27 protein-coding genes are annotated in these 26,436 nt (G+C 53.3%); 9 read left to right on the top strand and 18 right to left on the bottom strand.

Annotated features, from left to right (window positions below):
* Window positions 1-26: 26 nt before the first annotated feature.
* From ACT3XD_RS12345 to ACT3XD_RS12310, 8 genes are all read right to left on the bottom strand, one after another.
* Window positions 27-725, bottom strand: a complete 699-nt coding sequence (locus ACT3XD_RS12345; protein ID WP_192538221.1) for a DUF3592 domain-containing protein — start codon at window positions 723-725, stop codon at window positions 27-29.
* Window positions 726-856: 131 nt separating this feature from the next.
* Complete coding sequence (locus ACT3XD_RS12340; RefSeq protein ID WP_192538220.1) at window positions 857-2,164, bottom strand: DUF945 family protein; 1,308 nt, start codon at window positions 2,162-2,164, stop codon at window positions 857-859.
* Window positions 2,165-2,323: 159 nt separating this feature from the next.
* Complete coding sequence (locus ACT3XD_RS12335; protein WP_192538219.1) at window positions 2,324-3,043, bottom strand: ZIP family metal transporter; 720 nt, start codon at window positions 3,041-3,043, stop codon at window positions 2,324-2,326.
* A 196-nt stretch (window positions 3,044-3,239) separates the two neighbouring features.
* A complete protein-coding gene (locus ACT3XD_RS12330) occupies window positions 3,240-3,758 on the bottom strand; it encodes an MgtC/SapB family protein (protein WP_192538218.1) in 519 nt (172 codons plus the stop codon).
* A gap of 288 nt (window positions 3,759-4,046) precedes the next feature.
* Window positions 4,047-4,286, bottom strand: a complete 240-nt coding sequence (locus tag ACT3XD_RS12325; RefSeq protein ID WP_192538217.1) for a hypothetical protein — start codon at window positions 4,284-4,286, stop codon at window positions 4,047-4,049.
* Window positions 4,287-4,299: 13 nt separating this feature from the next.
* Window positions 4,300-5,343 carry a S8 family serine peptidase gene (locus ACT3XD_RS12320; RefSeq protein ID WP_225736166.1) on the bottom strand — a complete coding sequence of 348 codons (1,044 nt, stop codon included), beginning with the start codon at window positions 5,341-5,343 and terminating at the stop codon, window positions 4,300-4,302.
* Between the two features lie 21 nt (window positions 5,344-5,364).
* The gene (locus tag ACT3XD_RS12315; protein WP_225736165.1) at window positions 5,365-5,610 is read right to left on the bottom strand and encodes a hypothetical protein; all 246 of its coding nucleotides are present in this window, start codon (window positions 5,608-5,610) and stop codon (window positions 5,365-5,367) included.
* Between the two features lie 192 nt (window positions 5,611-5,802).
* On the bottom strand, window positions 5,803-6,204 hold the full coding sequence (locus ACT3XD_RS12310) for a DUF2784 domain-containing protein (protein WP_192538216.1): 402 nt from the start codon (window positions 6,202-6,204) through the stop codon (window positions 5,803-5,805).
* Window positions 6,205-6,672: 468 nt separating this feature from the next.
* On the opposite strand from ACT3XD_RS12310, the gene ACT3XD_RS12305 reads away from it, so the two are divergent.
* On the top strand, window positions 6,673-8,103 hold the full coding sequence (locus tag ACT3XD_RS12305; RefSeq protein WP_192538215.1) for a YfcC family protein: 1,431 nt from the start codon (window positions 6,673-6,675) through the stop codon (window positions 8,101-8,103).
* Between the two features lie 39 nt (window positions 8,104-8,142).
* On the opposite strand, the gene ACT3XD_RS12300 is transcribed toward ACT3XD_RS12305, so the two are convergent.
* Window positions 8,143-9,045, bottom strand: a complete 903-nt coding sequence (locus ACT3XD_RS12300; protein ID WP_192538214.1) for a LysR family transcriptional regulator — start codon at window positions 9,043-9,045, stop codon at window positions 8,143-8,145.
* 196 nt (window positions 9,046-9,241) lie between these two features.
* On the opposite strand from ACT3XD_RS12300, the gene ACT3XD_RS12295 reads away from it, so the two are divergent.
* The 4 genes from ACT3XD_RS12295 (at window position 9,242) to ACT3XD_RS12280 (ending at window position 13,582) form a co-directional block, all read left to right on the top strand.
* Window positions 9,242-10,660, top strand: a complete 1,419-nt coding sequence (locus tag ACT3XD_RS12295) for a M20 family metallopeptidase (protein ID WP_192538213.1) — start codon at window positions 9,242-9,244, stop codon at window positions 10,658-10,660.
* 6 nt (window positions 10,661-10,666) lie between these two features.
* Complete coding sequence (gene kynA / locus ACT3XD_RS12290) at window positions 10,667-11,500, top strand: tryptophan 2,3-dioxygenase (RefSeq protein WP_018915915.1); 834 nt, start codon at window positions 10,667-10,669, stop codon at window positions 11,498-11,500.
* Window positions 11,501-11,567: 67 nt separating this feature from the next.
* The gene (kynU, locus tag ACT3XD_RS12285) at window positions 11,568-12,797 is read left to right on the top strand and encodes a kynureninase (protein WP_192538212.1); all 1,230 of its coding nucleotides are present in this window, start codon (window positions 11,568-11,570) and stop codon (window positions 12,795-12,797) included.
* A gap of 11 nt (window positions 12,798-12,808) precedes the next feature.
* Window positions 12,809-13,582, top strand: coding sequence for an alpha/beta hydrolase (locus tag ACT3XD_RS12280; protein WP_192538211.1), 774 nt, complete (start codon window positions 12,809-12,811; stop codon window positions 13,580-13,582).
* Window positions 13,583-13,688: 106 nt separating this feature from the next.
* Here the strand turns inward: ACT3XD_RS12280 and ACT3XD_RS12275 are convergent, their stop codons facing one another.
* The 8 genes from ACT3XD_RS12275 to ACT3XD_RS12240 all read right to left on the bottom strand — a co-directional run bounded on the left by ACT3XD_RS12275 (window position 13,689) and on the right by ACT3XD_RS12240 (window position 21,724).
* On the bottom strand, window positions 13,689-14,063 hold the full coding sequence (locus ACT3XD_RS12275; protein ID WP_225736164.1) for a DoxX family protein: 375 nt from the start codon (window positions 14,061-14,063) through the stop codon (window positions 13,689-13,691).
* A 34-nt stretch (window positions 14,064-14,097) separates the two neighbouring features.
* Complete coding sequence (gene map / locus ACT3XD_RS12270; RefSeq protein WP_192538210.1) at window positions 14,098-14,871, bottom strand: type I methionyl aminopeptidase; 774 nt, start codon at window positions 14,869-14,871, stop codon at window positions 14,098-14,100.
* Window positions 14,864-15,070 carry a ParD-like family protein gene (locus tag ACT3XD_RS12265; protein WP_192538209.1) on the bottom strand — a complete coding sequence of 69 codons (207 nt, stop codon included), beginning with the start codon at window positions 15,068-15,070 and terminating at the stop codon, window positions 14,864-14,866. The genes map and ACT3XD_RS12265 overlap by 8 nt, the downstream gene beginning before the upstream one ends.
* A 196-nt stretch (window positions 15,071-15,266) precedes the next feature.
* A complete protein-coding gene (locus ACT3XD_RS12260) occupies window positions 15,267-16,541 on the bottom strand; it encodes an O-acetylhomoserine aminocarboxypropyltransferase/cysteine synthase family protein (protein WP_192538208.1) in 1,275 nt (424 codons plus the stop codon).
* A 205-nt stretch (window positions 16,542-16,746) separates the two neighbouring features.
* The gene (locus ACT3XD_RS12255; RefSeq protein WP_192538207.1) at window positions 16,747-17,550 is read right to left on the bottom strand and encodes a M48 family metallopeptidase; all 804 of its coding nucleotides are present in this window, start codon (window positions 17,548-17,550) and stop codon (window positions 16,747-16,749) included.
* 51 nt (window positions 17,551-17,601) lie between these two features.
* The gene (locus ACT3XD_RS12250) at window positions 17,602-18,639 is read right to left on the bottom strand and encodes a hypothetical protein (RefSeq protein WP_192538206.1); all 1,038 of its coding nucleotides are present in this window, start codon (window positions 18,637-18,639) and stop codon (window positions 17,602-17,604) included.
* A gap of 188 nt (window positions 18,640-18,827) precedes the next feature.
* Window positions 18,828-21,125 (bottom strand): hypothetical protein, encoded by a 2,298-nt coding sequence (locus ACT3XD_RS12245; protein ID WP_192538205.1) that lies wholly within the window; start codon window positions 21,123-21,125, stop codon window positions 18,828-18,830.
* A 437-nt stretch (window positions 21,126-21,562) separates the two neighbouring features.
* Window positions 21,563-21,724: a hypothetical protein gene (locus ACT3XD_RS12240; RefSeq protein WP_192538204.1), complete on the bottom strand. Its 162-nt coding sequence runs from the start codon at window positions 21,722-21,724 to the stop codon at window positions 21,563-21,565.
* Window positions 21,725-22,066: 342 nt separating this feature from the next.
* On the opposite strand from ACT3XD_RS12240, the gene ACT3XD_RS12235 reads away from it, so the two are divergent.
* Window positions 22,067-23,506: an FAD-binding oxidoreductase gene (locus ACT3XD_RS12235; protein WP_192538203.1), complete on the top strand. Its 1,440-nt coding sequence runs from the start codon at window positions 22,067-22,069 to the stop codon at window positions 23,504-23,506.
* A 166-nt stretch (window positions 23,507-23,672) separates the two neighbouring features.
* Here the strand turns inward: ACT3XD_RS12235 and ACT3XD_RS12230 are convergent, their stop codons facing one another.
* A complete protein-coding gene (locus tag ACT3XD_RS12230) occupies window positions 23,673-24,659 on the bottom strand; it encodes an AraC family transcriptional regulator (protein WP_192538202.1) in 987 nt (328 codons plus the stop codon).
* A gap of 172 nt (window positions 24,660-24,831) precedes the next feature.
* Here ACT3XD_RS12230 and ACT3XD_RS12225 point away from each other — a divergent pair, with 172 nt between their 5' ends.
* The 3 genes from ACT3XD_RS12225 to arsH are packed head-to-tail and all read left to right on the top strand — an operon-like array spanning window position 24,832 to window position 26,425.
* Complete coding sequence (locus ACT3XD_RS12225) at window positions 24,832-25,281, top strand: ArsR/SmtB family transcription factor (protein ID WP_225736163.1); 450 nt, start codon at window positions 24,832-24,834, stop codon at window positions 25,279-25,281.
* 5 nt (window positions 25,282-25,286) lie between these two features.
* Window positions 25,287-25,697 (top strand): arsenate reductase (glutaredoxin), encoded by a 411-nt coding sequence (gene arsC, locus ACT3XD_RS12220; protein ID WP_192538201.1) that lies wholly within the window; start codon window positions 25,287-25,289, stop codon window positions 25,695-25,697.
* Window positions 25,697-26,425, top strand: coding sequence for an arsenical resistance protein ArsH (gene arsH, locus ACT3XD_RS12215; protein WP_192538200.1), 729 nt, complete (start codon window positions 25,697-25,699; stop codon window positions 26,423-26,425). The genes arsC and arsH overlap by 1 nt, the downstream gene beginning before the upstream one ends.
* Window positions 26,426-26,436 lie beyond the last annotated feature (11 nt).

Below are 26,436 nucleotides of genomic sequence, written 5' to 3'. Positions count from 1 at the left end.
CTATAACGTATCACGGCCTAACATTTTTACTTGGCGAGTTGAGGTAAAAACTCTATATCCATGTGATATTTCTGGGGATCATTCTGCTCGATAAAGACAGCAATCGTATCCGTATTGATATAAGGCGAAGGATCAAACCAGATGTTCTGGCTTTTAAACACATGTACTTGCATGGTAGAGGGATTCAACCACTGAGTTATAACCTGATAAGGATGTTTTCCATTGACCGAAAGCACCGAATTACGCTCAACGCCCTGATATTGGGTATCGATACGCAGTCCGTTATCCTTCAATGCTTTATAACTGCGCGTATTCAATCCGGGTACAAAAAAGCCGGCGATACCCGTTAGGAAAAACAAGGCTCCCAATCCGCCTACGATAAGCGGGGCGCCCCATAACGAGAAAAAGCTTTTAAGCTTGGCATTGAATGGGTTACTCGGGTCGTACATAACCTCAACGCGCTGGCCTGGCGAATAGCTGGGCGGGTTACTCCCCGTCGTTGATAGAAACTCTATGGTTGAATTATTCTGGGACGTAAATTGAACAACGGGTCGGTAAGTAATCGAGTCTTCTGAGCGGGACCTTACAAGCTCAATTACCGTGCCTTCAGTAGTGACGGCCCCATCAAGAAAACTGCTTGAACTTTGATAAAAATAGAAAGCGACAATGAGAAGTCCCAGACCCACAATAAGCGTCAGATACTTTACGATGGCAATGACACGCATATTTAGTCCTTTAAATAGAAATATATTGGCTCGTTCCTGGTTACTTGGTGCGACTTGCTTACCCGCTTCAGCGTCACCAAATTAGCACTACGCCACTCCATGTGGCGTAGTGCTTATGATTCAAGCCTTACTTACATCACCTCTTCACCATTAACAGTCAGGACGCCGTCTTGCCAGAGCAGCGTCTGCTCTTCAACGTCCGGATCGATTAACAGGGCATAAGGCATGGGAATGAGTGAAAGAACCATCTGAGGCGGCGTGGTTACGCTGATATCCAGGCTCAAGCGATTTTGAAGGTATTCTTGTGCCTCCAGTGTGCTCATAACATCTTGCGATGCCTGAAGCTGATTGGGTAACGGCAAACGGTTGTCCCATGAAGCGCTGTATAGCGCCTCCTTGGAAAGTTCTTCACCATCAAAGCGGATATCCGCCGTAATGCGGGGATTAAAATCGATACCCAGCATAGGCAGCGTAACGTGCGCTTCCAGCGGCTGGAACGCGATTGAGGGGCTTGCAATCAGTACATCATAGCCACTTTCGATAGCCTGGATCAGCAGTTCACGCTCTTCCTGCTCATCGCCGCGTACGCCGGCCTCTCCATACTCTGCACGCATGGCTTGCAACGGTGCATAGGCTTCCTGGAGCGCTTGAAATGCTGGCATATCCCAGCTCTTGGCATCCATATCAAGTGACAAGCTACCCATTGAGGTGCCGTCGGCGCCAATATCGGCTACCTTGAAACGTCCGCCTGAATTGACGATCTGGCTCTCACCCACGGATTCAGACTCGGCTTCTAGCTCAACGCCATCCATATATACATTGATGCCCTGCGCTAAAAACTCAATTTTGGGTATTTCCAGGCGTTGATGTATCAGATTAGACGCTTTCTGGGCGTTGTTTTCAAAGCGCGGCGAAACAATCCGAAATGAGTCATTCTCGTTATTGACGACAATTTCACGCGCCTGACCGTTTACCTTCCAAACCTCTTCATCTTCAAGGTCAAGGTCCACTACCAAGTCGTGCAGAGTGCCGTCGAGTTCAACACCGCTTAACGAACCAGCCGTCAGCTGTCCCGTGACGGAGCTGCGAGTAGCGACCAGATCAACGTCGATGTCCCCGCGTAGAAACTGCTCGTTGGGATGAATCGTGCCGGTAATCGGGCTATTGATAATGCCGTGATCCACCAGTAGATTTACCTGGGCATTGGCGTGTTCAATACCTTCCATACCGATCGTTGCCGTCGCCGTTGTATTGAACAACGATTTATCGATCATGACGTCGCTTGCGTACCAGGAAACAGAATCATCCAGCTGCGCAAAGGTTTGGGTGAGCGCTTTTTCAACCTCATTACCCACTACCGCCTGGGCGCCTAGATATCCCCCTGCCCCGAGTACTACAACGCCAGCAGCAGTCAAAATTAATGTTTTAGTAGCAGGCATATTAGGATCCTTAATAACAATAATTATTAATTATCCTGCATTTAAAAATAAAAGCCCACTGCTAATTTAGCGTTATAGAAAGCGTTAGCGAAATACCCCCTATGTCGGGGAGTAAGACTTCTAATAAAACGAACTTTCTAAATATTGCTCTGGGCGCTATTAGTTAGCAAGAAGCATCATGTTGCCAATTAAGCCAAGCATAAATCCAGCCACAGCGCCTATCGCAGGCATACCTTGATGTTCGATTTTTGACTCCGGTGCAATATCTTGAAAAACGAGATATAAAATTCCCGCGCTAGCGAACAACATTAACGCCCCCATTAGCACATCATACTGCGCCAGAATATAATAACCGGTTGCCGCCGAAATAGGGCCTACTAATGCTAAACCACTAAATGCCAATACGATCTTGTTGGAAGATAGTTGAGCACTACTATTTAACTCTTCATAAGCATTAAAGCCTTCAGGTAAGTTTTGTAAAACCATTAACATCGCGAGCAATAGCCCGGTACCTTCTCCTACAGCAAAGGCAGCACCCAAAGCAATAGCCTCTGGGATAAAATCGGACAACATGGCTACCAGCTGGCCTACCGAGCTATTAAGCTTATTTAAATAGGTATCCAATAAGTAAAAACATGCTCCACCAGCTGCAAAACATAAGGCCGCTGGTATAAGAGGCAGTTTGCTAGCGCCCTCCGGCACTAATACCAAGGCAACCGCTGAAACGAGCGCGCCACCGCCAAAGGCGACTATAAAATGTCGCCAGGAAGAGCCTAAAAGAGAAGGGTGGACCAGATCAAACTTCGCCAATAATGCACCAGCAGGCATAGCGGCACCTGCCATTAACGATAAAAGAAGGATATACGTAATTTCAGCCATATGATGTTAGATAAACCTTTTGTGCATTGGTGTGTTCGGCATTTCATACTGGAGCTTTCGCAGTGGATTTACGCTTGGATGCTCTGCAAGAGGTGGTGCGAGCAAGGCATACTATCCATTACCCCACCGCATCCGCCAATGCCGAATCACGATTAACATTTTATTCTACTGATGTTGCATATTTGATAAAACAACGTCATTTCATACCAGGGCTATCTTCATTCGATTCTGGCCGCTCAGCCTTTTTCTTGGTGATGGTACGCGAAAAGAATGGCACCACGTAAAGCACTACCCAAGCCAGCAATGTACACACCACTGCCGTTTGCTCGCGCCCGAGGCCAACGGCCATTCCTATAGCTGCTGTAAACCAAATACCGGCCGCGGTAGTAAGTCCTGTAGCAAACAAGTCATTCTGACGGGTGATGATGCTGCCAGCACATAGAAACCCAATCCCGCTAACCACCCCTTGGATGACTCGGCTCATGTCCGCATCAGAAATGCCTGCTTGCTGCGGAATTAATACAAAGACCGCCGCCCCCATACATACAAGCATGTGAGTACGTATTCCAGCCGGCTTGCCGCTCTGTTCACGCTCAAGTCCCAAGAGACCGCCCAGTAAAGCAGCCATTAGCAACCGAACGACCACAATTATAAATTCACCCAGATCATTAAAATCAGAAAATTCAGATATAACGATTGTGCGCACAAACTCCATTGCTTCGGCCCTGTAGTCAACACATTCTTAATGGGCAGCTTCCGGCTCTTTTAACAATCTGCTGCAACCGTGAAGTGCCGCCTTAATGGTGGCAGTATCGATTTTTCTGCATCATCACCTTAAATTCGCGCTTGGCAGCGGCGGAGATTGGGTCGCTCCTATTACGATCCGTTTCGTCCTGCTCATTGATTAAGACCTGAAAAAAAATGCCCCGCTACGCGTAAGCTTAGGCCCACCTTAAGCCTGAGACACGCAGTTTTTTGCTAGCCCCAACAATGGCTTGAGGAGTTACCAGGTCTCATCAGCACCTGGCGGGCCTATATTGAGCTGCATGTCAGGGGCGATATCCACCACCCCTTCAATCTTTTTAAGCCGCTCAGCGGTAACATCATCTGCAGACCCGGTAATACACCCAATTTCCTCAAGCACATCTCTAATGGTGAGGCCTTCATCGCTAAGGCGCGAGGCTATTTCATTGATCGATTGATCTTCAGAAATAGTAATTATCCAAAGCGCTATCATCGGCATCGATCATCCTCGATTAGGGTGCTTGTACCAACCCGGCCCCGACGCGGGAATCGGAGGACGGTAAGGGCTTTGCAGAATCCAGTAACCGCTGCCAGAGCTTCATACCCCGCAGCGAGGCATCGGACTCTGCCCAGAGTGCGGCACAGCCTGCAACGTGGGGCGTCGCCATGCTGGTTCCGCTAATCGTTTTATGATGTACCGGCCGGGGCCAGGATGAAAAAATATCGCCCCCAGGCGCGGCAATTTCGATTTTGCCTGCGTTAGAAAAGCTTGAGGGCTTCAAGTTAGCGTCGATCGACGCAACCGACATGATAGTAGGTGAGTTGGCAGGCGCTCCCGTATGGGTAGAAGAGTTCCCTGCAGCGGCAATAATCAGGCAGTCTTTACGCAGTGCCGCCGCGCCAGCGTGGGTGTAGGCGGCTTGCACGGGGCTTTGGCTACCCAGCGACATTGAGATGACTTCGCAGCGATTGGCGATGGCCCAATTCATGCCGGCAAGTACCCCTGCTCCTGTACTGCTACCCGAGTTGGTGAGCACCTTGCCAACGAGCACCTGCGAATCGAATGCGATACCGTAGCGCGGCGCGCTTTCGAGAGGCATTTTGGGGCCACAGGCCGTGCCGATACAGTGCGTGCCGTGACCATTGATATCCTGAACCGGCTCCCCGGCGAATGAGCGGGTAATAAACTCTCTGTCCACAAAGTCAGGATGGCCAAGATCCATTCCGGTATCCAGCACAGCCACTTTAATACCAGCCCCACTCCATCGGCTCTGTAAAACGTTGCATTGAATCAAACCCCAAGTAGCTTCAAGCTCGCCAGGCTCAAGTTTATCTTGGGCTTCATCCAGATCAAAATCAGCACCAAGGTCGCGAGCAATCGTACTTGCGGCGCGCAAAAAACCGCGCAGATACTCTGAATTTTCCGAGAAGGCAAAATACTCGGGCTCAATAATTTCTATGGGGCTATCCGCTGAGATAGGATCGTTGATACTCATCCCATGCAGCTGTAAGGCATCACCGCCAACCAGCGCAACCCCAAGCTCCGGAAACACCATCGCCTCCGCATCACCAGCTTCTTACAAACTGACGGCTTGGTCAGCAAAGTCACGCGCGTCGGCCACCCGAAAGTTTTGAGCCTTGAGCGACTTGATCCCCTCTTCCACTCGTCCTTCACGATAGCTGATTAGAAAGCGCCCGGTTTCAAGACAGCAACTTCCGCGCTCCAATGCTGCCAACAAAAGTTTTTCGGTGCCACACGAAACCGAAGCACTTGCCCCACGTTCGCCAGAAGACGTACTGCTACCTTGAGGTTTTTTAGCCATCCCAGGCCCCTTTTCAGCTGAGCGTTAAAGTATTGTTTTCAGCTTAACGTACCTATTGATCTTCGCCAGATTGATTTCAAACTGTTGGGGCAGCTCAAACAAAAGTGGTTAACGATGGCGAGAAGAAAATAAGTCAGGGGAAGTTGAGTTAGCAGAAATAAAGCCAAGCCAAAATAAGCACCCGAAGGCGTATCAGCGAACGCGTCGGTTGGGCCGCACAACCAACCAGCTGGCGGCTACCAGGCTGCCGAACAGCGTATACACCACAACGAATACCCACTCAGGAGCGGTGTAGTAAAGCAGGTGCTGCAACCAGTGCTGAATGAAAGAGCCAGCATAGGTTGCTGTACCAGCCTCTGCTCTCAAGGCCATTTCCCACGTGGTGAGTGGGCAAACGACGCCCAACCAGGACTGCATCACCACATACCCGATCGCGGACAAATGTAAGATACGAAACGTTTTGTTGCGCACCCACTGCCACCTTAAAAAATAGCCCGCATAAATAGCCAGCAACCCCAAGACGACAAAAGCAACGAACAGCACATGAACGACTAATATCGTGTCGGCCAGGAGTAAAAGTAATGAAGGGGGCATATCCCTCCTGAATCATTAAGCGCGTGAGGTAAAAATGATGGTAGAGCGATCAAAGTATCTCATCGATGTGACCTTAGCGAACGCACACAGCCAATATTGTTCGCTTTGTGTGCATCTACCTTTGATAACGTCAGTGTAGTGTCGGCAAGCTTTCCTCAAGGGGCGCTTGCGTAATAACTCATCAGGATAGCGTAATGCCCATCATTTATTGCAACGCGATCATGCAGCCCCTCTCCTTGCCGAAAATAGAAAGCACATTTGTTTTATTTACAATTGTCCGCCTGTGGCTTCCTTGGTAGCTTGATTTTCAAACAACCATACAATGGCAAAGCCGTTAACGAGCATAGCAACGACACATGTTAACGACGCAAGATCTGGCACTATGACAGGCCAAGACGCGCCCTGAGTACGCCTCTCTACGCAAGCCGTAACCATTAAAATGACAATCCTCTGAAAGTGGAGATCCTCATGTCCTCAAAGACCACCCCAGGCGAGGCAGGCGCTACGCGAGTCAAGAAAAAGCTGCCCATGCCGGATGTGTTTATCATCCTATTCGGCTTCATGATTCTGGTCTTGCTGGCCTCCTATATCATTCCTGCTGGCACCTATGAGCGCAGTACCGCCAACGGCCTGACCCAGGTGGCCACCGACAGTTTTCGCTACATCGAGGCTGCGCCGCTAAACGTAATGGATCTGTTCACCGCCATCCATAACGGGCTGGTAGCGGCGTCCACGCTGGTCTTTCTTATCCTGATCGTGGGTGGCGTGCTGAAAGTCATCGAGTCTACCGGGGCGATTAGCGCGGGGATTTACCGTTTGCTCAATTTGGCGCAAGGTCGGCAGAACCTGCTTATCTTCGTCTATTGCGCCACCTTTGCAACGCTTGCCTCGGTGGGCGTGGGGGCCAACCTGGCGATCGCGTTTATTCCTATCGGTCTGATTCTGGCCCGCTCGATGAAGCTTGATCCTATCGTTGGGGTCGCCATCATCTTTCTGGGCTCCTACGCCGGTTTTGGCGCTGGCGTGTTCGACCCCACCGTGACCGTCACCGGCCAGACCATTGCCGAGCTTCCGCTGTTTTCAGGCTTCATGTACCGCGCGGCGATCTTTGTAGTCTTCCTGGCGATTACCGCCGCTTATATCTGCCGCTACGCCAAGCGTATCAAGCAAGATCCAAGCTTAAGCGTGATGGGCGCCGAGGCATTCGAAAGCGCGGGCCACGATAGCCAACTGGATGCCTACCCGACCTTTACCCTTACCCATAAGCTGGTGCTGGCACTGTTCCCCCTGGCCATCGTCTTCTTCCTGTTCGGCGCCTTCAATCGGGACTGGGGTATTCCTCAGCTTTCCGCCACCTTCATCATGCTGGGTATCGTCACAGCGTTCATCGGGCGGATCTCACCCAACGCCTTTATCAAACGCCTGATGAACGGCGCAGGTGAAGTGATGTACGGTGCGCTGGTAGTCGGCGTGGCGGCGGCAGTCATCGTGCTGCTGAAACAGGCTCAGTTGATCGACACTCTGGTGCACAGCGTGGCCACCTCGCTGGATGGCCACGGCAAGATCGTCGCGATGGAGCTTCTCTACGTGTTCAACCTGGTCTTCAACGGGCTGATCACTTCCGGCACCGGCCAGGCGGCGATCGTCATGCCGATCATGGTGCCGATTGGCGATATGCTGGAAGTTACCCGCCAGGCCACCTTCATTACCTTCAAGCTAGGCGATGCGGTCACCAATATCATCACCCCGCTTTCCGGCACGCTGATGGCCTGCCTTGCCATCGCGCGGATCTCCTACGTCGAGTGGTTCAAGTTTGCCCTGCCCCTGGTCGCGATCTGGATCGTGACCGGTGGCGTGTTCGTGGCGGTAGCCGTGGGCATCAATTACGGCCCTTTCTAAAGAGCCACTGGTAACTCAGACGGCTAAGGCGGCAGGCCACTACAAACAGGCCGCCTTCAGCCGCGCTTCAAGAAAGGTTAAAAAAGCGTCGATATGCTCAGGCATATGGCGCTCTGCCATCACTTGTACCTGAAGGCTTCTTAACGATAGCTGCGGTTCCTGAAGCGGTTTCAACACCAGGCCTTCACTGTGCGTTTTGCCACTGACCGCGACGGCACTACACAGGCCAATCATGTTCGGATGCTCGCATACCATGGTGTAAGTGGCGCCCAGTGAATCGCAGGAAAAACTGGGGTGGACCTTGATGCCCGACAGGCTGCACGCCACATCGAATAGATAGCGCATGGTCGAGCCGTTCAGCGACATGGTCAGCGGATAGTGGCTTAGATCTTCCACATACAGGGCCTCCCTATCAGCCAGCGGATGATGCTGTGACATCAGCGCGCCAATCGCTGCGCTATGGCTGGAAACTACCTGGATGCCGATATCCGGCGAGAGGCTGAACGTCAGGGCGATATCCGCCGCTCCTTCTTTTACAAGCTCTGAAGCGCGTACTGAATCAACTACCTGCAGATCAAATCGGGTATCGGGATATTGGCTGATAAACCCTGAAATGACGCTGGGTAGAAAGTGCCAAGCCATGCCATCCGGGCAGGCAACGCTGATTTTACGCTGCTGGCGTGTGGTGACATCCTGCATCTGGGTGATAACGCTTTCCACCTCCAGCTGGTTACGCAGCGCATAGGCTTGCAGCAGCCTGCCCGCTTCGGTCAGTTGCATACCCCGGGGCTGGCGGTCGAACAGTTTAAGGCTCAGGCGCTGCTCAAGATTAGTGATCTGGCGGCTCACCGCCGAGACGGCAACGTGCAGCTCTTCCGCGGCAGCAGAAAGCGAGCCGGTTTTGGCGACGCTATGAAAATAGCGCAAGTTGAGTTCCTGCATATTGCCTCCTGGCTTATCCGTTACTGACAGGCGCAACCGGCAGGCATTAGCGCAGGTTGAACGTGAACACGGCTTCCAATAATTAGAAAGACTATTTGAGATATTAATGATGGTAGCAAGGCGCGGCAAGATTTAGTCTCTGGGTGAGAGATTTTCCCGCACCGCTTTTCTGCAATGACAACGACAAGGGCAGTTAATGGATAGATCACTTTCAGGACGCGAACGCGCCTTAAAACTGGCCACTGACACACTGACCGACGGCACCTTTTACGACACATTGGCGCGACGGGTAGCCATGAAAACGGTAAGCCAGGATCCCGCCCGCCAAGCCACGTTGCACGATTACCTGACCCAGGAAATGGTGCCGCTTTTAAGCAAACTGGGGTTTGCCTGTGACATCATCGATAACCCTCAGCCCGGCCGCCCGCCGCTGCTGATCGGCCAGCGCATCGAAGACCCAGCCTGCTCGACGCTACTGCTCTATGGTCATGGCGATGTCACCGATGGCCAGGAAACAACCTGGGCCGAGGGCATTGACCCTTGGACGCTGACCTTTATCGATGGCCGCGTTTACGGCCGCGGCACGGCGGACAACAAGGGCCAGCACAGCGTTAACCTCGCAGCGCTTGAAGCGGTCATCACGGCGCGCGATGGCAAGCTTGGCTACAACGTCAAGATCCTGTTCGAGATGAGCGAAGAAATCGGCTCGCCCGGGCTTGAAGAGACCTGCCTTGCCTATCAAGAAGCCCTTGCGGCGGATCTGTTTCTGGCCTCCGACGGCCCGCGCATCCGTGCTGATATGCCCACGCTATTTTTGGGCTCCCGTGGTGTGGTGCAGTTCAAACTTGGGTTACATACCGGCAACGGCGGTCGCCACTCGGGCAACTGGGGCGGAGTGATCACCAACCCGGCTGTGGTGCTATGTAACGCCATCGCCACCCTGCTATCAAACGAGGGACGCATTCAGGTCGATTTTCTCAAAGCGCCCGCCATTACCGAAGAACTCGCCCAGCTGATTCGTGAGCTGCCGGTAGGCGGTGACAGCACTGATCCTGCCATCAACAAAAATTGGGGCGAAAAGGGTCTGACCAACGGCGAACGCCTGTATGGCACCAACACTCTGGAAATCCTGGGCATGAGCGCAGGCCGAACGGACAAGCCGGTAGGCGCGATTCCCGCCAACGCCGAAGCGGTCTTGCAGCTGCGATTCGTGAAAGGCACCGCATGGCAGGCATTGGAAGAGAACCTGCGCGCGCACCTGGATGCCCACGGCTTTGGCGATCTCACGCTTGAGATGCTGGGCGGCTACGCTGCTACACGGCTTGACCCCGGCCACCCCTGGGTCGGCTTCGTGGCGGAATCGGCGCAGAAAAGCCTGGGTCAGCCTGCACACATTCTGCCCAACCTAGGCGGCACGATTCCCAACCACTGTTTTTCTGATGCGCTGAACCTGCCCACGGTATGGCTGCCCCACTCCTACCCTTCATGCAATCAGCACGCGCCCGACGAGCACCTGCTTGAAAACGTGGTCGAGCAGGGATTAAAAATGGCCGCTGGCGTATTCTGGGATCTAGGCGAAGCCCAGGCGCATACACTTACTACTCAAAAGGCGTGATCAACAATGACAACACCCAAGAACAGCGTCGATAACGAAGCCATCCACTGGGACCAGGACATCAGCTACGGCCAGTACCTGGACCTTGAGCCGTTGTTGGCTTGCCAGAACCCGGCGTCTGATCAGCACGATGAATTACTCTTCATCGTCATCCACCAGGTATCGGAGCTCTGGATCAAGCTCTGCCTGCATGAAGCCCACGCGGCGGCCCAGCATATCGCCGCCGACAACCTCAGCCCGGCCTTTAAGATGCTAAGCCGCGTATCCCGAATTCAAGAGCAGCTAATCAAAGCCTGGGAAGTACTGGTCACCATGACCCCGGCCGATTACGCCAGCTTCCGGGATAGCCTGGGGCAGAGTTCAGGCTTTCAGTCCTATCAGTATCGCGAGATTGAGTTTCTGCTGGGCAACAAGAACGCCAAGCTGATCGAAGCACATCGCGCCAAGCCGCGACACTATCAAAAACTGACCGAAGCGCTTAACTCACCCAGTATTTACGATGTTGTGCTTCAATTGCTTGGTCGGCGTGGTTTTGCCATTCCCGCTGACAAAATCGAACGGGACTGGAGCATCCCCTACTCGCCGAGTAGCGAAGTAGAAGCCGCCTGGATGGAGATCTACCGCAATAGTGAAAAGCACTGGGATTTATACGAGCTTGCCGAAAAGCTTGTGGATGTCGAATTCAACTTCCAGCGCTGGCGGTTCAGTCACATGAAAACGGTAGAACGTATTATTGGCTACCGACGCGGCACCGGTGGATCGTCTGGCGTGAACTACCTGGTCAAGGCGCTGGACCTTCAGTTCTTCCCCGAACTCTGGAGTGTAAGAACGTCGGTTTAAGGGCACATGCCTAATGAAGCTTCCCCTTTTTCATGAGTAACGATTTTCGTTTTGCTGGAGTACCAAGATGCGCGTGAGCCTGGATAACGTTCGTGAAATGGATCGCCAAGACCCCCTGGCGGATTTCAAACGTCGCTTTGCCCTGCCCGAGGGCGTGCTCTACCTGGATGGCAACTCGCTGGGTGCTCAGCCAGTAGCCGCCAAACAAGCGGTAGATGGCACGCTGGACCAGTGGCGTACCCAACTGATCAAAGGCTGGAACCAGGGCTGGTTCGATGCCCCCGAACGCCTGGGTAACCTTCTGGCCCCGGTGATCGGTGCCCAGGATGGTGAAGTGGTGGTGACGGACAATATCACGCTCAATATCTTCAAGTTGTTGGGGTATATTTTGGACAAGCGCCAGGATGAACGGCGTATCGTACTCAGCGAAGGCGGCAACTTCCCCACTGATGCTTATATTGCCCAGGGCTATTGCCGGGTCAGTGGCAATGAACACCGCTTCTTGCCCGAAGGCGGCAACCTGGCAGAACATCTGGATGGCGTGGCTGTTGTGGTACTTAGCCAGGTCAACTACCGCACCGGCCAGCTGCGGGATATGGCCGCCACCACTCAGCTGGTACACGAGCATGGCGCCGAGATCATCTGGGACTTAGCTCACTCGGCCGGCGCCCTGCCTATCGACCTTAACGGTGCGGGCGCACGCTACGCGGTCGGCTGCACCTATAAGTACTTGAACGGTGGCCCTGGCGCGCCGGCATTTCTTTACGTGCATCGCGATCATCTGGACAGCACCTGGCAGCCACTTTCGGGCTGGCATGGGCATACCTCGCCTTTCGCTTTTCAGGCCGATTACACCCCTGCCAATGACATCTCTCGCTTTCGTACCGGCACCCACTCGGCCCTTATCTACTCAGCCCTTGAAGCCTCGCTTAGCATGTGGGCCGAGGTTGATATGCAGGCCCTACGTGATAAAAGCCTCGCCCTGAGTAATCTGTTCCGTGAGTGCCTGGAAGATATCTTTGCAGCGCGTGGCATCGAAGATATTACCCCCGCAGCCAGCCAACGTGGCAGCCAGGTATCGTTGATCGACGGTGAAAACGGCTACGCCATTGTGCAGGCGCTGATCGCCCGTGGCGTCATTGGCGACTACCGCGAACCCGGCTTGATGCGCTTCGGCTTCACCCCGCTGTATTTAAGCTATGAGGATGTCTGGCAGGCCGCGCAGCACTTCCGCGAGGTTGTCGAAAGCGGCGAATATCAGGACCCGCAGTTTCATGTTCGTGGCGCCGTCACCTGATGACAGGGCTGATGACAGAACTGATGACAGAGCTAACGCTGGACCTCGCCTACTCGCCGAGTCATTTCGCGACGGATTTTGAAGCCACTCTCACGCGCCAGGCAGCTGCCGGTCACGCGTTAAGAGCCCGCCATCAGCCGATGGCGTTGAGCTATGGTGATGATCCGGCGGCGTGTCTGCACCTGTTTATTCCACCCGGGGAAGGCCCCTGCCCGTTGATGGTCTTCATTCACGGCGGCTATTGGCAGGCGCTTGATCACACCGCGACTGATTTTCTGGCCGAGCACTATCTGGAACGGGGCATGGCTTTTGCCTCCATTGGCTATGGCTTAGCCCCCACCACCACAATCGATACCATGATCGCTCAGTGCGTTCAGGGCCTTGAAGCGGCGTATCATGCGCTTGAAGACAACAGTGGAACCTGGTCCATCACACTCGGTGGCCATAGCGCAGGCGCCCAGTTGGCTTACTGGGTAGCCGTTAGCGGCAAAGTGCCTATTGATAAGCTGGTGCTGGTTAGCGGCGTTTATGACCTTACACCACTGGTCGACACCTACGTTAATGAACCCTTGGGCTTAACCCAAACGCAGGCACAAGCACTCAGCCCGCAGTTTGGCGAGTTGGCCAAGCTGCCGCCCAGCCAGATAGTGATTGCTGAAAATGATCCGCCCACGTTTCATCAACAGGGGCACAATTTTGTAGCGCTGCTACGCGCAGCCAACGTTCAGGCAGAGCTGGTTGAGCTGCCTGGGTGTGATCACTTTGATGTGTTGGAGTATTTGTAAGATATAGCCGCGCTAGGTTTGTGCGAAAAATGACTATGAAAACGCCGTTGCTTTTGACGGCGTGGAACCTGTTTTTAGCGCTGGCCTGTATTCAACCTTATTGCCTCTACCCGCTCTGGCGTTTTTCAGATGTGATAGTCCACCAAACAAACCAGACAAATAAAAACTGCAGGGGCAAACGGATATATAAGAGCAGCGCAGGTATATCCGGATATTGCTCAGGATGTAGCGCCATATTTATGTTGGCCGGGTAAACAGCAATAATTAAGACAATCAAGCCACACCCTGCCAGAAACCGGGTTTTGGAAACCAGGATTCCAATGGCGCCGAGCAGTTCAAAAACACCGCTGATAAGCACCAGCTCTTTGTGATAGCCCAGATAGTCTGGCATCGCCATTATAAAGAAATCTGTTAAGACAAAATGGGCTATGCCACCCGACAAGAAAAACAAGGCAATGATCAGCAGCGGTATTCTTGGCATAGGTCGTCCTGCATCGCCAGGTTGATTTAGGCTATTAAAGGCGCTCTTCATCACGCAGCGTCAGCACCTCGACACCCTCTGCAGTAACCGCAACCGTATGCTCCCACTGCGCGGATAATGTCTTGTCGCTGGTCACTACCGTCCAGCCATCTTTCTTGGTTTTTATCTTGGCTTTGCCCTGGTTAATCATGGGCTCAATGGTAAACACCATGCCTTGTTTTAATACCAGCCCTTTACCCGGCTTGCCGTAATGCAGCACTTCGGGCTCTTCATGCATTTCGCGGCCAATGCCGTGGCCACAGTAGTCACGCACTACCGAGTAGCCGTTCTGTTCCGCATGCTGCTGAATCGCGTGGCCTACATCGCCAAGCGTTGCCCCCGGTTTAACGGCGCGGATGCCTTCCCACATGGCCTCATAGGTTTTATCGACCAAGCGTTTTGCGATGGGTTTTACATCGCCCACCAGGTACATCTTACTTGAATCGGCAATAAACCCATTCTTCTCAAGCGTGATATCGACGTTAACAATATCGCCGGATTTAAGCGCCTGCGCTTCAGAAGGAACGCCATGACACACCACATGATTCACAGACGCATTCAGCACATATTGATAGTCATATTGCCCTTTGCTGGCGGGGCGAGCTTTTAACTCATCAACGATATAGCGCTCGGCCCAGTCATTGATCTGCATGGTGGTAGCACCCGGCACGATCAGCGTATCGAGATAGCTGAATACCGACGCGAGCAAACGCCCGGCTTCGCGCATCAACGTCAGCTCTTGTTCATTTTTGAGTACTACGTTAGCCACCGATCACCTTCCTTACCTCAATGTCCGCCTGCTTCATCTGCTCGCGCATGATGTCAGAGAAGGTCATGCCCGGATTGGCTTCCGCCAGCATGCCTACCTTAATCCAATATTCCGCCTGCGCATTGATCGAGCGCACCATGACTGAACTGGCTTTACGAATATCTTCGTGAAGCTGGTCGTTGATTTTTACGATGCCCATGGCAAACCTGCTATATATGAAACGTATATAAAGCATATATTGGATATAAGTAGGCGGCAAGCGGCTTAGGCTGTGGCTAAGATTTTAAGCAGGTTTTCTTAGAAGCCGACCTGCTTGTGCAAAGGATTCACGAGTGTATCGAGAAACACGCGCCGGGAGTTATCATCCTAGCGACCCAGCGCGCTAAAACACACCGCTAGTTTTGAGAAGTCGCTAACGCCTGATCGATATCAGCGATCAGATCATCAATATGCTCGATACCTATCGACAGCCGCACCATATCAGGAGTGACGCCTGCCGCTTTTAGCTCTTGATCATTCAACTGACGATGCGTAGTAGACGCTGGAATAGAGGAGCAACTCTTGGCATCACCGATATTCACTAGCCGCAGAATAAGCGCCAATGCATCATAAAAACGCTCGCCAGCGGCTTGGCCGCCCTTAATACCAAAGCTAAGGATGCCCGAAGCATGGCCGTACATATAGCGCTGCGCTAACGCATTATCTGGATGGCTTTCCAGGCCAGCGTAATGCACCCACGCCACCTGGGGATGATTTTCCAAGTGCTTTGCCACGGCCAGCGCGTTAGCGCAGATACGCTCAATCCTGAGTGACAATGTTTCCAGCCCCTGAAGAAGGTTCCAGGCCGCCTGAGCGGATAGCGCGGCTCCCATATTGCGCAACGGCACTACCCGGGCACGGGTAATAAAGGCCGCATCGCCAACATCTTGGGTATAGCTAACGCCGTGGTAGGAGACATCCGGTTCATTAAGCATCGGGAATCGGCGGGCATTTTCCGCCCACGGAAATTTGCCTGAATCGACAATGACGCCGCCCACTGTGGTGCCGTGGCCGCCAATATATTTGGTTGCCGAATGGATGACGATATCCGCTCCATGCTCAATTGGCCGACATAGAAACGGTGTGGCAGTGGTGTTATCCACGATGACCGGTATCCCGTGACGGTGAGCGACATCGGCGAGCGCACGCAGATCAACAACACCGCCAGAGGGGTTGCCAATGCTTTCGCAAAAAACCGCTTTAGTGCGCTCATCAAACAACGCTTCGATGCCTGCTATATCGTCTTTATCGACAAAGCGCACCTGAATACCCTGGCGCGGTAGCGTGTGCGCAAACAGATTATAAGTGCCACCGTACAGCTCGCTAATGGAGACGATGTTGTCGCCCGCTTCGGCGATAGTTTGAATGGCATAGGTGATCGCCGCCATCCCCGATGCAACCGCCAAGCCCGCAAGGCCGCCTTCCAGCGCAGCCACACGTTGCTCCAGCACGGCGCAGGTAGGATTCATAATGCGAGAATAGATATTTCCTTCCACTTTCAGATCAAATAGATCCGCTGCATGCTGGGCACTATCAAATGAAAACGAGGTAGTCTGATGAATCGGCACCGCAACGGCGTTTTGTGAATCAGCCGTGTATCCATGATGGAGGGCAATAGTTTCAGGTTTCATAAGGCAGCTCCTAAAAAAGGTAGCCCTGATCTTAGTGAAGCTTAAGCGAGCGGGCCAACGTCGTTTAGTCGAAAGCCACACCGTAAGACAAGTCTTAATGCCGTGAGTACCGATCGGTGGGATTAGCCAGAATGTCTTTAGACGGTGCCAATCTTGCTTGGTTGACCTCAACTAACCTGAACACTCAACTAACCTGGACAGCCAACTAACCTGAACAGTCAGCAGGAGCAACCGTTTGGTAGGTTGCAGTAGCTTCTTCCAAACCTTGCTGTAATGCCTTGATACGAGAGGCGTGGGCGGGGTGAGTAGACAAAAACTCAGGCGGCTGGCCGCTACCGGAAGCGGCCATATTGCGCCATAGCACCACGCTCTGTTGCGGATCAAACCCGGCACGAGCCATGATGGCTAGGCCCATCAAATCGGCTTCTTCCTCATGGGTGCGGCTGAACGGCAGACTAATGCCAAGCTGGGCACCAATGCCCAACGCCTGCATCAATTGTTGATGCCCCATATCGCCTTCTCCCATCACACCTACCAACATCAATACGGCTTTTATGCCGAGCTGTTGGGTAAGCCGTTCATTGCCATGATCCGCCAGCACATGGCTTACCTCGTGTCCGATCACCGCCGCTAGCTGGGCGGGCGTCTCGGCCACATCCAATAAACCGCTATGCACACCGATACGCCCACCTGGCAGCGCAAAGGCGTTGGGAGAATGTTCTTCAAACACAACGACTTCCCAGGCTTGAGGAAAATCGAGGTCGGGATAGCTTACTTCAGCGGCGGTTACTAGCTTTTGGACCACGCACTGCACCAAGTTATTAACGGCCGCATTGCGTGATATCGGCTGGCTTTTTAGCAGTTGCTCAAAGGCGTCTTCGCCCATTTGCGCCATCATGTTATGAGGCACCAGCGCCAGTTGGGCACGCCCTGTCGGCGTCTCATCACAGCCCGTCAGAAATACCAATGGCAACATGGCCAACAGGTGTAACAGAAATCGTCGACGCATCGATAGTTTCGCCTGGTCTAGAGCTTTATATGGACTAAAGATTCGCTTGGGTTAAGACACGTGAAGCAACGTATAAGGCGCTTCGCAGGCATGTCGTTCATCGCGCTCATCAATACTACCAAGCCCCAGGTGCCGATCATTATCATAAGCCACAAACAGGCGATCATGATCCAATACGGCAAGCCCTTCGGCCTTATGCTCAAACTCCAACGGCAATCCCGCAGGCGTAGTCACAAGGGTGGGCACGCGGCGCGCGCGAAAATCACCCAGGCTGACTTCCCACAAGTATCCGCCGATGCGCTCTTCACCGGCTCTCTCAACCTCGAAGCTGTTTAGCAGATAAAGGCGTCCGTGGTAGGGATCATATTCCAGGCTCGACAAGCCGCAATCAAAACGGACCTCGGGGTGGCTGCCTGGGTCGAAAACGTAGTGCTCGCGCATTTCATCAACGAACACCAGATTGCCACTGTCGCTAATCTCGTAATGGGCGCCCACGATACGGCTCACATAGGCGAAATCATCATGGGACTGTCCCTGCTCACGAATACCAAACAGCAGCAAGCCATCGCCACGCTCGCCGGGAACTGCGGCCAGTCCTTCGATTTTATAGTAGGGAAAGCCAATCGCTTGATCGAGCTTGAGACGAAGCTCCAAGGAACCTTCTACACCATCCCGCGGATCAGGGTCGACCACCTGCACCTTGTCAGGCTCGCCCAGCGGCCATATCAGCAAGTGATTATAGTCATTAAGGTCATGGCTTTGACTGTCGATGCGATCAAAGCCTGTGGTGGCCAGAACATGATGTCCATCCGCCGTCAGGGAGAGGTCCTCGTACTTGATAGCCTGTTTAATCAACGGCATGGTGAAGTACTCAAGCTGACGGTCATCCGGCCCCTGCCCGGTCATCGGCATGGCAAACATCGCCGAGCGCTCCTCCCCCGGTATCGGCTTATCACTGGCTAAAATAAGCCGCTTACCGTCGTAAAGCACGGCAGACACCTCGGCATTAACCAAGTTGCCTTGATCATCGCGCAGTCCCGCAGGAAAACAGTGGATCGTGCCCTGCTGCAAAATGGTCGCGTGCGTCATGGTAAAAGGTTCTCCCGACTGCTGAAAGTAACAAGCAGCTTACTAGAGCTTTGCGGCAGACGTCGAACCTTCTCGAAACCAGGTGATGACTATGGCGCTTTATCAAACTCTCGATCGATTGACGCTTCTGCAACTCCTTTCTTCACGGCCAGCTATCCTGAGATCAATGCTTAATATGAATTAAGACATCACAGCGTTTCAATCGACCTGCAATGATCAATAAGAGGTGCGAGAGTCGTATTGACGCGGCCTCCGTCGACTCCAAAACTCAGATGATAATTTCCATTCGGCATCGCCAGTGAGCTTGTGAAGTTGGACGTTGGTCGGAGCCCGACAAAAGTGGTGTCGTCCGCTGCAATCCGCCCTCGGAAACGAGCGAAGGTGAAAGAATTACTATTAGCGATTTCACTTTCAAGATGCGCTGTCATAGGCCACTGACCATTCAGCCCATATGCGCCATAGGTTATATTGTATATTGAATCTGGATCTAAATCGTTCGGTTGAGTGCTGGACAGGAACTGGCTTACCTCAAGCTCTCCGCTATCCGCACATGTCATTATCAACCGCACCATCCGGCCTGGATCACGGCCACCGGGCTTCCGGCCGAAATAGCTTGTGTCAAAAACCATGGCTGGCACATCTTCGATCAAAAGAAGGTTCAATTGTGCTGCAGACCGATCAGAATTATTTGGCAAGCCGTAACGCAGCGAGAGCCGTGAATCATTCTTCTGAGCCGCATTCTCAATGAGTTCAACAGCCGCATCGAAATTTGTATAGATATATGCACTCTGGCTTGCCTCAGCATTATTCTCGTCGGAGCCAAACGTTCTCCTACTCTCGGGATTTACCCACACAGGTTCTACACCGCTGTTGAAGGCAATCATGTTCGCTTCGAGGTTTCTGCGCATCTCGGAATCGCACGTAAGCCTCTCGATCGCACCATCGACAAGCTCACGTGAATTTACCCCAGGTGTAATGTCCTCGGCTCGTTCCACGATTTGCTTGAAGGCTGCTGGAACGATGGCTTCGCGGGAGAAACTCCCGACCTGGCGCGATCCGGTTTCCACCCCGCCCACCCGCGTCGTCTCAATCTCGACGTAATTTCGGGTGACGGTGACAAGCGGATCTCCGCATGAGCCAAGCGTCTGCACCCTACGGATGATATAGGACGTAATAAGCGCACTCATCGGGCTGAAATTCGCACTGTTCTGGAAGCCCCATTCATACAACTCGGCGACTGGATTGTATCCTGCAGGCCCTAGCGCTCTAATCTGGCGTATAACCTCATCGGCAGGTTTGCGATGCTCACCACGCGCAGCGGGAAAATCTCCTAATGCAAGATAGGACAGCATTCGCCCGCCATAATCGCCCCCCAGCGGAAAGAGCCCAGTGTCCGAACTGCTGACAATTTTCGTGGCTCTTATGCTATCTGGATCATAAGGAGAGTTAAGCGTGACGTTTAAGCTTCGCGCTCCGGTGATTGTTTGAAAGTACATTGATACGGTAGATTCGCCAGCGCTGGCAGACATTTGAGGTAAATTCTCAGACAACGCCGCGCTAAGAGTCTCTGTTAAGTCAGATTGACAACCTTCCCGAGCCAGCACCTGGGCGAAGGCTGCTTGGTTTTCTGCATCGTTTGCAACGCGAATTTGATATATACGGCGAATGTCGAAGTCCTTAGTCGGGTCTTCGTCATACTCCAGTATAACGACCGGAACCAGCATCGAAGCGGCGAGGTAGAATTCATCCAAGTCGGTAGAGCGAAGCCGGATTTGCTCAGCCTCTCGAAGACCCAGTCGTTCACTTTCGCGCGTAAGCGTATATTCCGCCGAATCGTCGCCTATCTCCACGGGGCAGGACGCAGAGAATGCTCTATGAAAGGCAAGGTAGATGCCGATCTTATTGCTGGCCGAGTTGCCCGCCCTCGCATCACCTTGCAGTATACGGGTGAAATAACGAGCTTTATCTTGAGGCAAATAGGGAAACTCCGAGTCGTGTTCGGCTGCGGCTGATGCTTGCAGTTCAGCAGGCGGAGGTGCCTCGGTCTGGGCTACTTGGACCTCAATGGGATGATAGCCTCGGGTAGCCATGTACCTTAATGCATCTTCTCGGCTGTGCACCACTCGACCTAAGGAACTGATCCGATTAGCGTCTACCCTCGAGAGCGGTCCTGGCGTCAAACCGAACATAGCCTGCACGCAGGCTATGGCCTCGTCTGCATCGTTTAAATCGCCGTCGATCTTTGAAACGTTACAACCCAACAGAAAAAGGCCAAACTCAAGATTGACGGTATCCCGTAAGGGGGGACGCAAACGAGCTGGTGTGCCATCGTCATTGAAGCACTGCAGTACTTTTTCTGTTTCCTGCGTCGCCACACTGCATGCAATACTTGCCGCTTGTGATAAGGAGGGAAGCCCCAGCAGAGCACCCGTCATTAATGCGATAGTTGCGCCTGAACGCAAAAAAATCATTGCATGATTTTTCACTGCACATCTCCCAACGGAGTCCGAATAAAAAACAGTCGCTATCGATGACGCTGCGATTGGGGTCGTTGTCAGGTGAGTTCTTTTAAACCACTGCCGTTCTTCCCACCTCACGGCTGATATCTTAAACGCTGGGATGGTCAACTTTAGTCAATATTGCCGCCATTTTTAGAATCATCAAGATCAATTCTCTCATCGGCTGCGATCATCGTTTTGCCAATTGATGGTATTAGACCGAGGGGCAGCGTCGATTCAGAAGCTGCTGGCGATACAGACCTCCTTTGGTTCTGTCTGAAAATCGGCTCTCACACATCGCTCAATACAAAAAGGGTTTCCATACTCTGTGCAGATCAGGTCTCGTAGCGGCAGAGCATGACCTGCCATAGAGCCCGCAACGCGCTGTCGCAGTCGCGAGCTAGCTACCGGTTGATTAGTTCTTATTAGTGATGCCTGTACTGATCAAACAGGTTTTTCTGATCAAAATACAGTACCGCTTTGCCTCGAAAGGCGGTTACCCGAACGACAAAACAGCCATTGATCCGCACCACCACCGCTTCACCCGAAATCGATGGGTGCAGCTTATGATGCGGGATGCTGCGCATAAATGTGCAAGCACTATTCTGACAGTGACTAACCTTTGCAAATTGACCCTCGATTTCTGCTATTCCGGACGAACGGTAGTTTCATCCGGACGCACGGCAATTCCTGGTTATGCGGCCGACTCGTATGCTTAAGGCGTGTCCTTTAAATAGATATCGACAATGGTTCGCCGCCCTGACCGCTTCTAGCGTAGAAGAGCGATGGGCGCTTACCCGTATTTTATCGAAACAAGAGAACATTCTTGCAACGCTACACGACCACTCTTCTTGCTGCCGCGACTGTATCCTTGACCTTATAGCAGGCAGCGCGCCGAACGGGTAAGAGACTGAAAAAGGATCAAAGCCATGACCGACTTTATTCTCAAGACGCTCAATGGCAGGACGCTAAGCCTCCCTGCCAAGATGATTACGACGCTACGCGCCGATATGTCCGGCCCGCTACTGCTGCCTGGCGATGAAGACTACGACACGGCCCGCAGTGTCTGGAATGCGATGGTCGATAAGCGGCCCGCTCTGATTGCATGTTGCGCCGACGCCAACGATGTCGCCGCGGCAGTTAACTTCGCACGCCAGACCGATGCGCTCATCTCCATCAAAGGCGGCGGACACAATATCGCGGGGAATGCGGTGACAGAAGGCGGCCTTATGTTTGATCTTTCCACAATGAACAACGTCGACGTGAACCCTGAGACGCACCGCGTCCAGGTGGGACCCGGCGCATCGCTGGCAGATCTCGATGCGGCGACTAGGCCCTACGGACTAGCGGTACCCGTTGGAATAAACTCGACGACCGGCATTGCAGGCCTCACTCTCGGCGGCGGCTTCGGTTGGCTGACGCGGGCTCATGGGCTCACCATCGATTGCCTCGTTGCAGCCGATGTCATCACCGCCGATGGCGCACGGCTGCGTGCTACAGCGGACGAGAACCCCGACCTATTCTGGGCGATCCGCGGTGGGGGCGGCAACTTCGGCATCATCACGCGTTTCGAGTTCCAGGCCAAGGCTGTCCGACCCAACCTGCTGTGTGGTTTACTCTTCTTACCGCTCATACGGGCACGGGAACTCTTCGCTCTCCAGCGGGAACTGATGGAAGGCGATACGGAGGAGTTGACGGCATGGGTGGTGGTGCGCAATGCACCCCCGATGCCTTTCCTGCCCGAGGAATCGCACGGCACCAGTATCGCGATGATGGCGTTTTGCTATTCAGGCGACCCCGAAGATGGAGAGGCCTTAATCGCGCCGCTTAGAGCGATCAACAACCCGCTCGCGTTTCTGGCTGGCATTCAGCCTTTTGCCGAGTTTCAGCAGATATTCGATCCGCTCCTGATCCCCGGCGCACGCAACTATTGGAAGTCCCACGACTTGCTCAATCTACCCGACACCGCAGTCGAAGCGCTTATCGAGGCCGTCGATCGCTTACCCGATGCGGAAACGGAGATTTTTGTCGCTCATGTGGGCGGGGCAATGTCTCGCATCGCTCCGCATGAGACCGCCTTCATTCAGCGCCGACCCCATTACGTAGTTAATATTCACACTCGCTGGCAAGATCCAACAAAGGACGACGCAGCCCGGCATTGGGCGCGTGGGCTTTTCGAGGCTCTTTCTCCTTACTCAGCGGGCGTCTACGTCAACTTCATGCCAGCCGAAGAAAGCGCCCGTGTGGCTGAAGCTTACGGCGCAAACTATGCACGGCTCACAGCAGTCAAGGCCTGCTACGACCCCGAGAACCGGTTCCGCCTCAACCAAAATATCTTACCCAACGCCGAGATACAGCTGGCCGGGTGATGGTCATAATATACCTATAGGGTAGCCTCGACATGTGTTCTGGACAGAACAAAACGGCGGAGCTTGAAGCTTCGCTGGCTTAGCACTGACTGCCCAACCAATGGCGCGCCTGTTGGCGTTTGCACGGTAGGTCAGACCGTTCTTGCCACGCAAACATCTGAGCCAGTTAGCGATGCCGCGCGTTCTGCCGCCAGTGCGATGGTGAGAGGCCTGTCATCCGCTTGAAAGCACGGCTGAACGAGGCCTCGGATTCATAACCGATCGCGTCCGTAATCTGGGCGAGCGTTGCCGTACCGGCACAAAGCAGACTAGCCGCTCGCTGCATCCGCCAACTCGTGAGATAGGCCATGGGCGGTATGCCCAGAAGTGCGGTGAATCGCTCAGAAAGAATGGTGCGCGACATTCCCGCCTCACGCGCAAGCTCTGCAACCGTCCAGGGGTGAGCACAATCGCGATGCAACAAGCGTAATGCGCGGCCTACCGCCGGATCGCGCAGACCCGCGAGCCAACCATCCGCATCCAAAGGCATGGAAGCCGCGTACCTCCGAATCACCTCTATAAAAATGAGCTCGCTCAGCTTTACCAGAATCCCATCGCTGCCAGCGTCGGTTGCTTGCGTCTCGCGCACTGCAGCGCCGATCAAATGCCCAAGGAATCCCTCGCCGCTGCCATAGCCATCCGGGACATGAATGACCCGGGGAAGTGCCGAGATCAGCGGATTGAAAGGCGCCACATCACAGCCAAGGAAACCACACAAGAGCCGAGTGGTACCAACTTCACCGCCCCGTAAGTCAATGTGGAACGGCAGTGAACGCCCGCGTGCGATTTCGTCGAATGCAGCAAAGTTCGGCTCAGCATCAAGGCCCGGATCACTGGCAAGCACATGGGTGTCGCCTTGTGGAAATACCACCACGCTTCCTGCACCCAGTTTAATCGGCTGGCTATCAGGATTAGTCAGCCTAGTCCAGCAGCTACCTTCGACAATGACGTGGTAGTCGATCACATGCTGTGCGCCAGATACCACTGTTTGCGCAATTTTTTCTTTGGGCGGTGCGGCAGCCACCCAGGGCGCTGCCGCGTCCACCTCGAAGAACACCGCGCCGGATAGGCGAACGCTGCACAGCATTTCGGAAAGAAAGTCGTGATCGATCATATCCTTACCTCACTCGCACCGCGGGTCGAAGGGCAGACGACCTGACAGAAGATGATACGACGGAATAGCGTCTTAACGTCATATGATTTACCTCATCCATATGCATCAGGATTATCCAAAGCCGCTCATCTTGTCTGTAATACGATTCGCTCGGGTTTGTAGCGCCCATCGCATGCTCGACTTCGTCGCGCCATGCGGTTCTCGCCAACTATTTAGGCAGTGCGCAAAAAAACTGATTGTTTTATTTCTATATGTCCACAACAATAGACATATGGAAATAAAAAACGTTACCGCCAGTTTCAGCGCCCTTTCTCAGGAAACGCGTCTCGAAGCCTTCAGGCTTCTGGTACGCCACGAGCCCGAAGGCTTGCCTGCTGGGGAAATCGCACGTCAGTTAGCTGTGCCCCATAACACGATGTCGACGCATCTTTCAGTGCTTGCACGAGCGGGATGGGTCAATTCTCATCGGCAGAGTCGCTCGATTATTTATCGCGCCAATCTAGAACATATGCAGCAAACCCTCAGCTTTTTGATTCGCGATTGTTGTGCAGGCCACCCCGAGGTTTGCGAGCCGCTGTTCACGGCCTTCACTGACTGCTCTCTTAATACAGAGAAGGAATAACCCTTTTGAAAACGACGATTTACCACAACCCCGCCTGCGGCACTTCGCGCAACACGCTAGCCATCATCGAAGCATCCGGTGAGGTACCGCAAGTGATCGAATACCTGAAGACGCCCCCCAGCCGCGAGCGGCTTGTCGAGCTGCTTTCAATGATGGCAATTACCCCAAGAGAGCTACTGCGCCGCAAGGGCACGCCCTTTGAAGAACTCAATCTCGATGATCCAGCGTTAAGCGATGATCAACTGATAGACGCCATGATCGCTCACCCTATCCTGATCAACCGCCCCATCGTGGTAACGGAAAAAGGCGCACGCCTGTGCCGCCCTTCAGAGCGTGTACTCGAATTATTGGCCAACCCAGTAACGACGTTTACTAAAGAAGATGGTGACGTCGTGCATTTCGAGGGCAGTCAGTAATGAGTCACATAGTCAGTTTCGATGATCTACCTAATATCGATCCGCAAAAGCTTCAGCCGATAGACGTGGACGTATTGACGGGGCCCTATGCGCCGCGTCATTCCCCCAGGATTCTGGTGCTTTACGGCTCTCTGCGCGAACGCTCTTTTTCACGCTTGGCCTCCGAAGAAGCGGCGAGATTGCTGCGCTGGTACGGTTGTGAGGTACGCACCTTTAACCCGTCAGGTTTACCGCTACCAGACGACTCAGAAGCCGACCACCCAAAGGTACGAGAGCTGCGTGATCTTGCCCAATGGTCTGAAGGTATGTTCTGGGTCAGCCCCGAACGCCATGGGGCGATGACGGGCATTATGAAAACGCAAATCGATTGGATACCGCTATGGTTGGGCGGTGTTCGCCCTACTCAGGGTAAAACGCTGGCGGTGATGGAAGTGTCTGGCGGAAGCCAAAGCTTTAACGCCGTCAACCAGATGCGAATCCTCGGGCGTTGGATGCGTATGATCACCATCCCTAACCAATCCTCTGTCCCCAAAGCGTTTACCGAATTTGACGATGCTGGGCGCATGAAGCCCTCACCTCTCTATATGCGTATCGTCGATGTATGTGAAGAACTGGTGAAATTCACCTGGCTGACGCGAGACAGGTCCGCCTATCTTACCGACCGCTATTCAGAGCGTGTCGAGAGTGCTAAAGAACTCTCTCGCCGCGTTAACCAAAACACTCACTGACGTAAGGTACT

Source organism: Halomonas sp. AOP7-B1-5 (genome assembly GCF_052353045.1).
In the GTDB taxonomy this organism is placed as follows: domain Bacteria; phylum Pseudomonadota; class Gammaproteobacteria; order Pseudomonadales; family Halomonadaceae; genus Vreelandella; species Vreelandella colorata.
Note: the sequence above shows the minus strand (reverse complement) of the source record. Positions and strands in the feature narration are given on the sequence as shown.

Excerpts from the sequence above, each read along its gene's own strand:
- ACT3XD_RS12345 (WP_192538221.1), bottom strand. The coding sequence starts at position 725 with ATGCGTGTCATTGCCATCGTAAAGTATCTGACGCTTATTGTGGGTCTG.
- ACT3XD_RS12340 (WP_192538220.1), bottom strand. The coding sequence starts at position 2,164 with ATGCCTGCTACTAAAACATTAATTTTGACTGCTGCTGGCGTTGTAGTA.
- ACT3XD_RS12335 (WP_192538219.1), bottom strand. The coding sequence starts at position 3,043 with ATGGCTGAAATTACGTATATCCTTCTTTTATCGTTAATGGCAGGTGCC.
- ACT3XD_RS12330 (WP_192538218.1), bottom strand. The coding sequence starts at position 3,758 with ATGGAGTTTGTGCGCACAATCGTTATATCTGAATTTTCTGATTTTAAT.
- ACT3XD_RS12325 (WP_192538217.1), bottom strand. The coding sequence starts at position 4,286 with ATGCCGATGATAGCGCTTTGGATAATTACTATTTCTGAAGATCAATCG.
- ACT3XD_RS12320 (WP_225736166.1), bottom strand. The coding sequence starts at position 5,343 with ATGGTGTTTCCGGAGCTTGGGGTTGCGCTGGTTGGCGGTGATGCCTTA.
- ACT3XD_RS12315 (WP_225736165.1), bottom strand. The coding sequence starts at position 5,610 with ATGGCTAAAAAACCTCAAGGTAGCAGTACGTCTTCTGGCGAACGTGGG.
- ACT3XD_RS12310 (WP_192538216.1), bottom strand. The coding sequence starts at position 6,204 with ATGCCCCCTTCATTACTTTTACTCCTGGCCGACACGATATTAGTCGTT.
- ACT3XD_RS12305 (WP_192538215.1), top strand. The coding sequence starts at position 6,673 with ATGTCCTCAAAGACCACCCCAGGCGAGGCAGGCGCTACGCGAGTCAAG.
- ACT3XD_RS12300 (WP_192538214.1), bottom strand. The coding sequence starts at position 9,045 with ATGCAGGAACTCAACTTGCGCTATTTTCATAGCGTCGCCAAAACCGGC.
- ACT3XD_RS12295 (WP_192538213.1), top strand. The coding sequence starts at position 9,242 with ATGGATAGATCACTTTCAGGACGCGAACGCGCCTTAAAACTGGCCACT.
- kynA (WP_018915915.1), top strand. The coding sequence starts at position 10,667 with ATGACAACACCCAAGAACAGCGTCGATAACGAAGCCATCCACTGGGAC.
- kynU (WP_192538212.1), top strand. The coding sequence starts at position 11,568 with ATGCGCGTGAGCCTGGATAACGTTCGTGAAATGGATCGCCAAGACCCC.
- ACT3XD_RS12280 (WP_192538211.1), top strand. The coding sequence starts at position 12,809 with ATGACAGAACTGATGACAGAGCTAACGCTGGACCTCGCCTACTCGCCG.
- ACT3XD_RS12275 (WP_225736164.1), bottom strand. The coding sequence starts at position 14,063 with ATGCCAAGAATACCGCTGCTGATCATTGCCTTGTTTTTCTTGTCGGGT.
- ACT3XD_RS12265 (WP_192538209.1), bottom strand. The coding sequence starts at position 15,070 with ATGGGCATCGTAAAAATCAACGACCAGCTTCACGAAGATATTCGTAAA.
- ACT3XD_RS12260 (WP_192538208.1), bottom strand. The coding sequence starts at position 16,541 with ATGAAACCTGAAACTATTGCCCTCCATCATGGATACACGGCTGATTCA.
- ACT3XD_RS12255 (WP_192538207.1), bottom strand. The coding sequence starts at position 17,550 with ATGCGTCGACGATTTCTGTTACACCTGTTGGCCATGTTGCCATTGGTA.
- ACT3XD_RS12250 (WP_192538206.1), bottom strand. The coding sequence starts at position 18,639 with ATGACGCACGCGACCATTTTGCAGCAGGGCACGATCCACTGTTTTCCT.
- ACT3XD_RS12240 (WP_192538204.1), bottom strand. The coding sequence starts at position 21,724 with ATGCGCAGCATCCCGCATCATAAGCTGCACCCATCGATTTCGGGTGAA.
- ACT3XD_RS12235 (WP_192538203.1), top strand. The coding sequence starts at position 22,067 with ATGACCGACTTTATTCTCAAGACGCTCAATGGCAGGACGCTAAGCCTC.
- ACT3XD_RS12230 (WP_192538202.1), bottom strand. The coding sequence starts at position 24,659 with ATGATCGATCACGACTTTCTTTCCGAAATGCTGTGCAGCGTTCGCCTA.
- ACT3XD_RS12225 (WP_225736163.1), top strand. The coding sequence starts at position 24,832 with ATGCTCGACTTCGTCGCGCCATGCGGTTCTCGCCAACTATTTAGGCAG.
- arsH (WP_192538200.1), top strand. The coding sequence starts at position 25,697 with ATGAGTCACATAGTCAGTTTCGATGATCTACCTAATATCGATCCGCAA.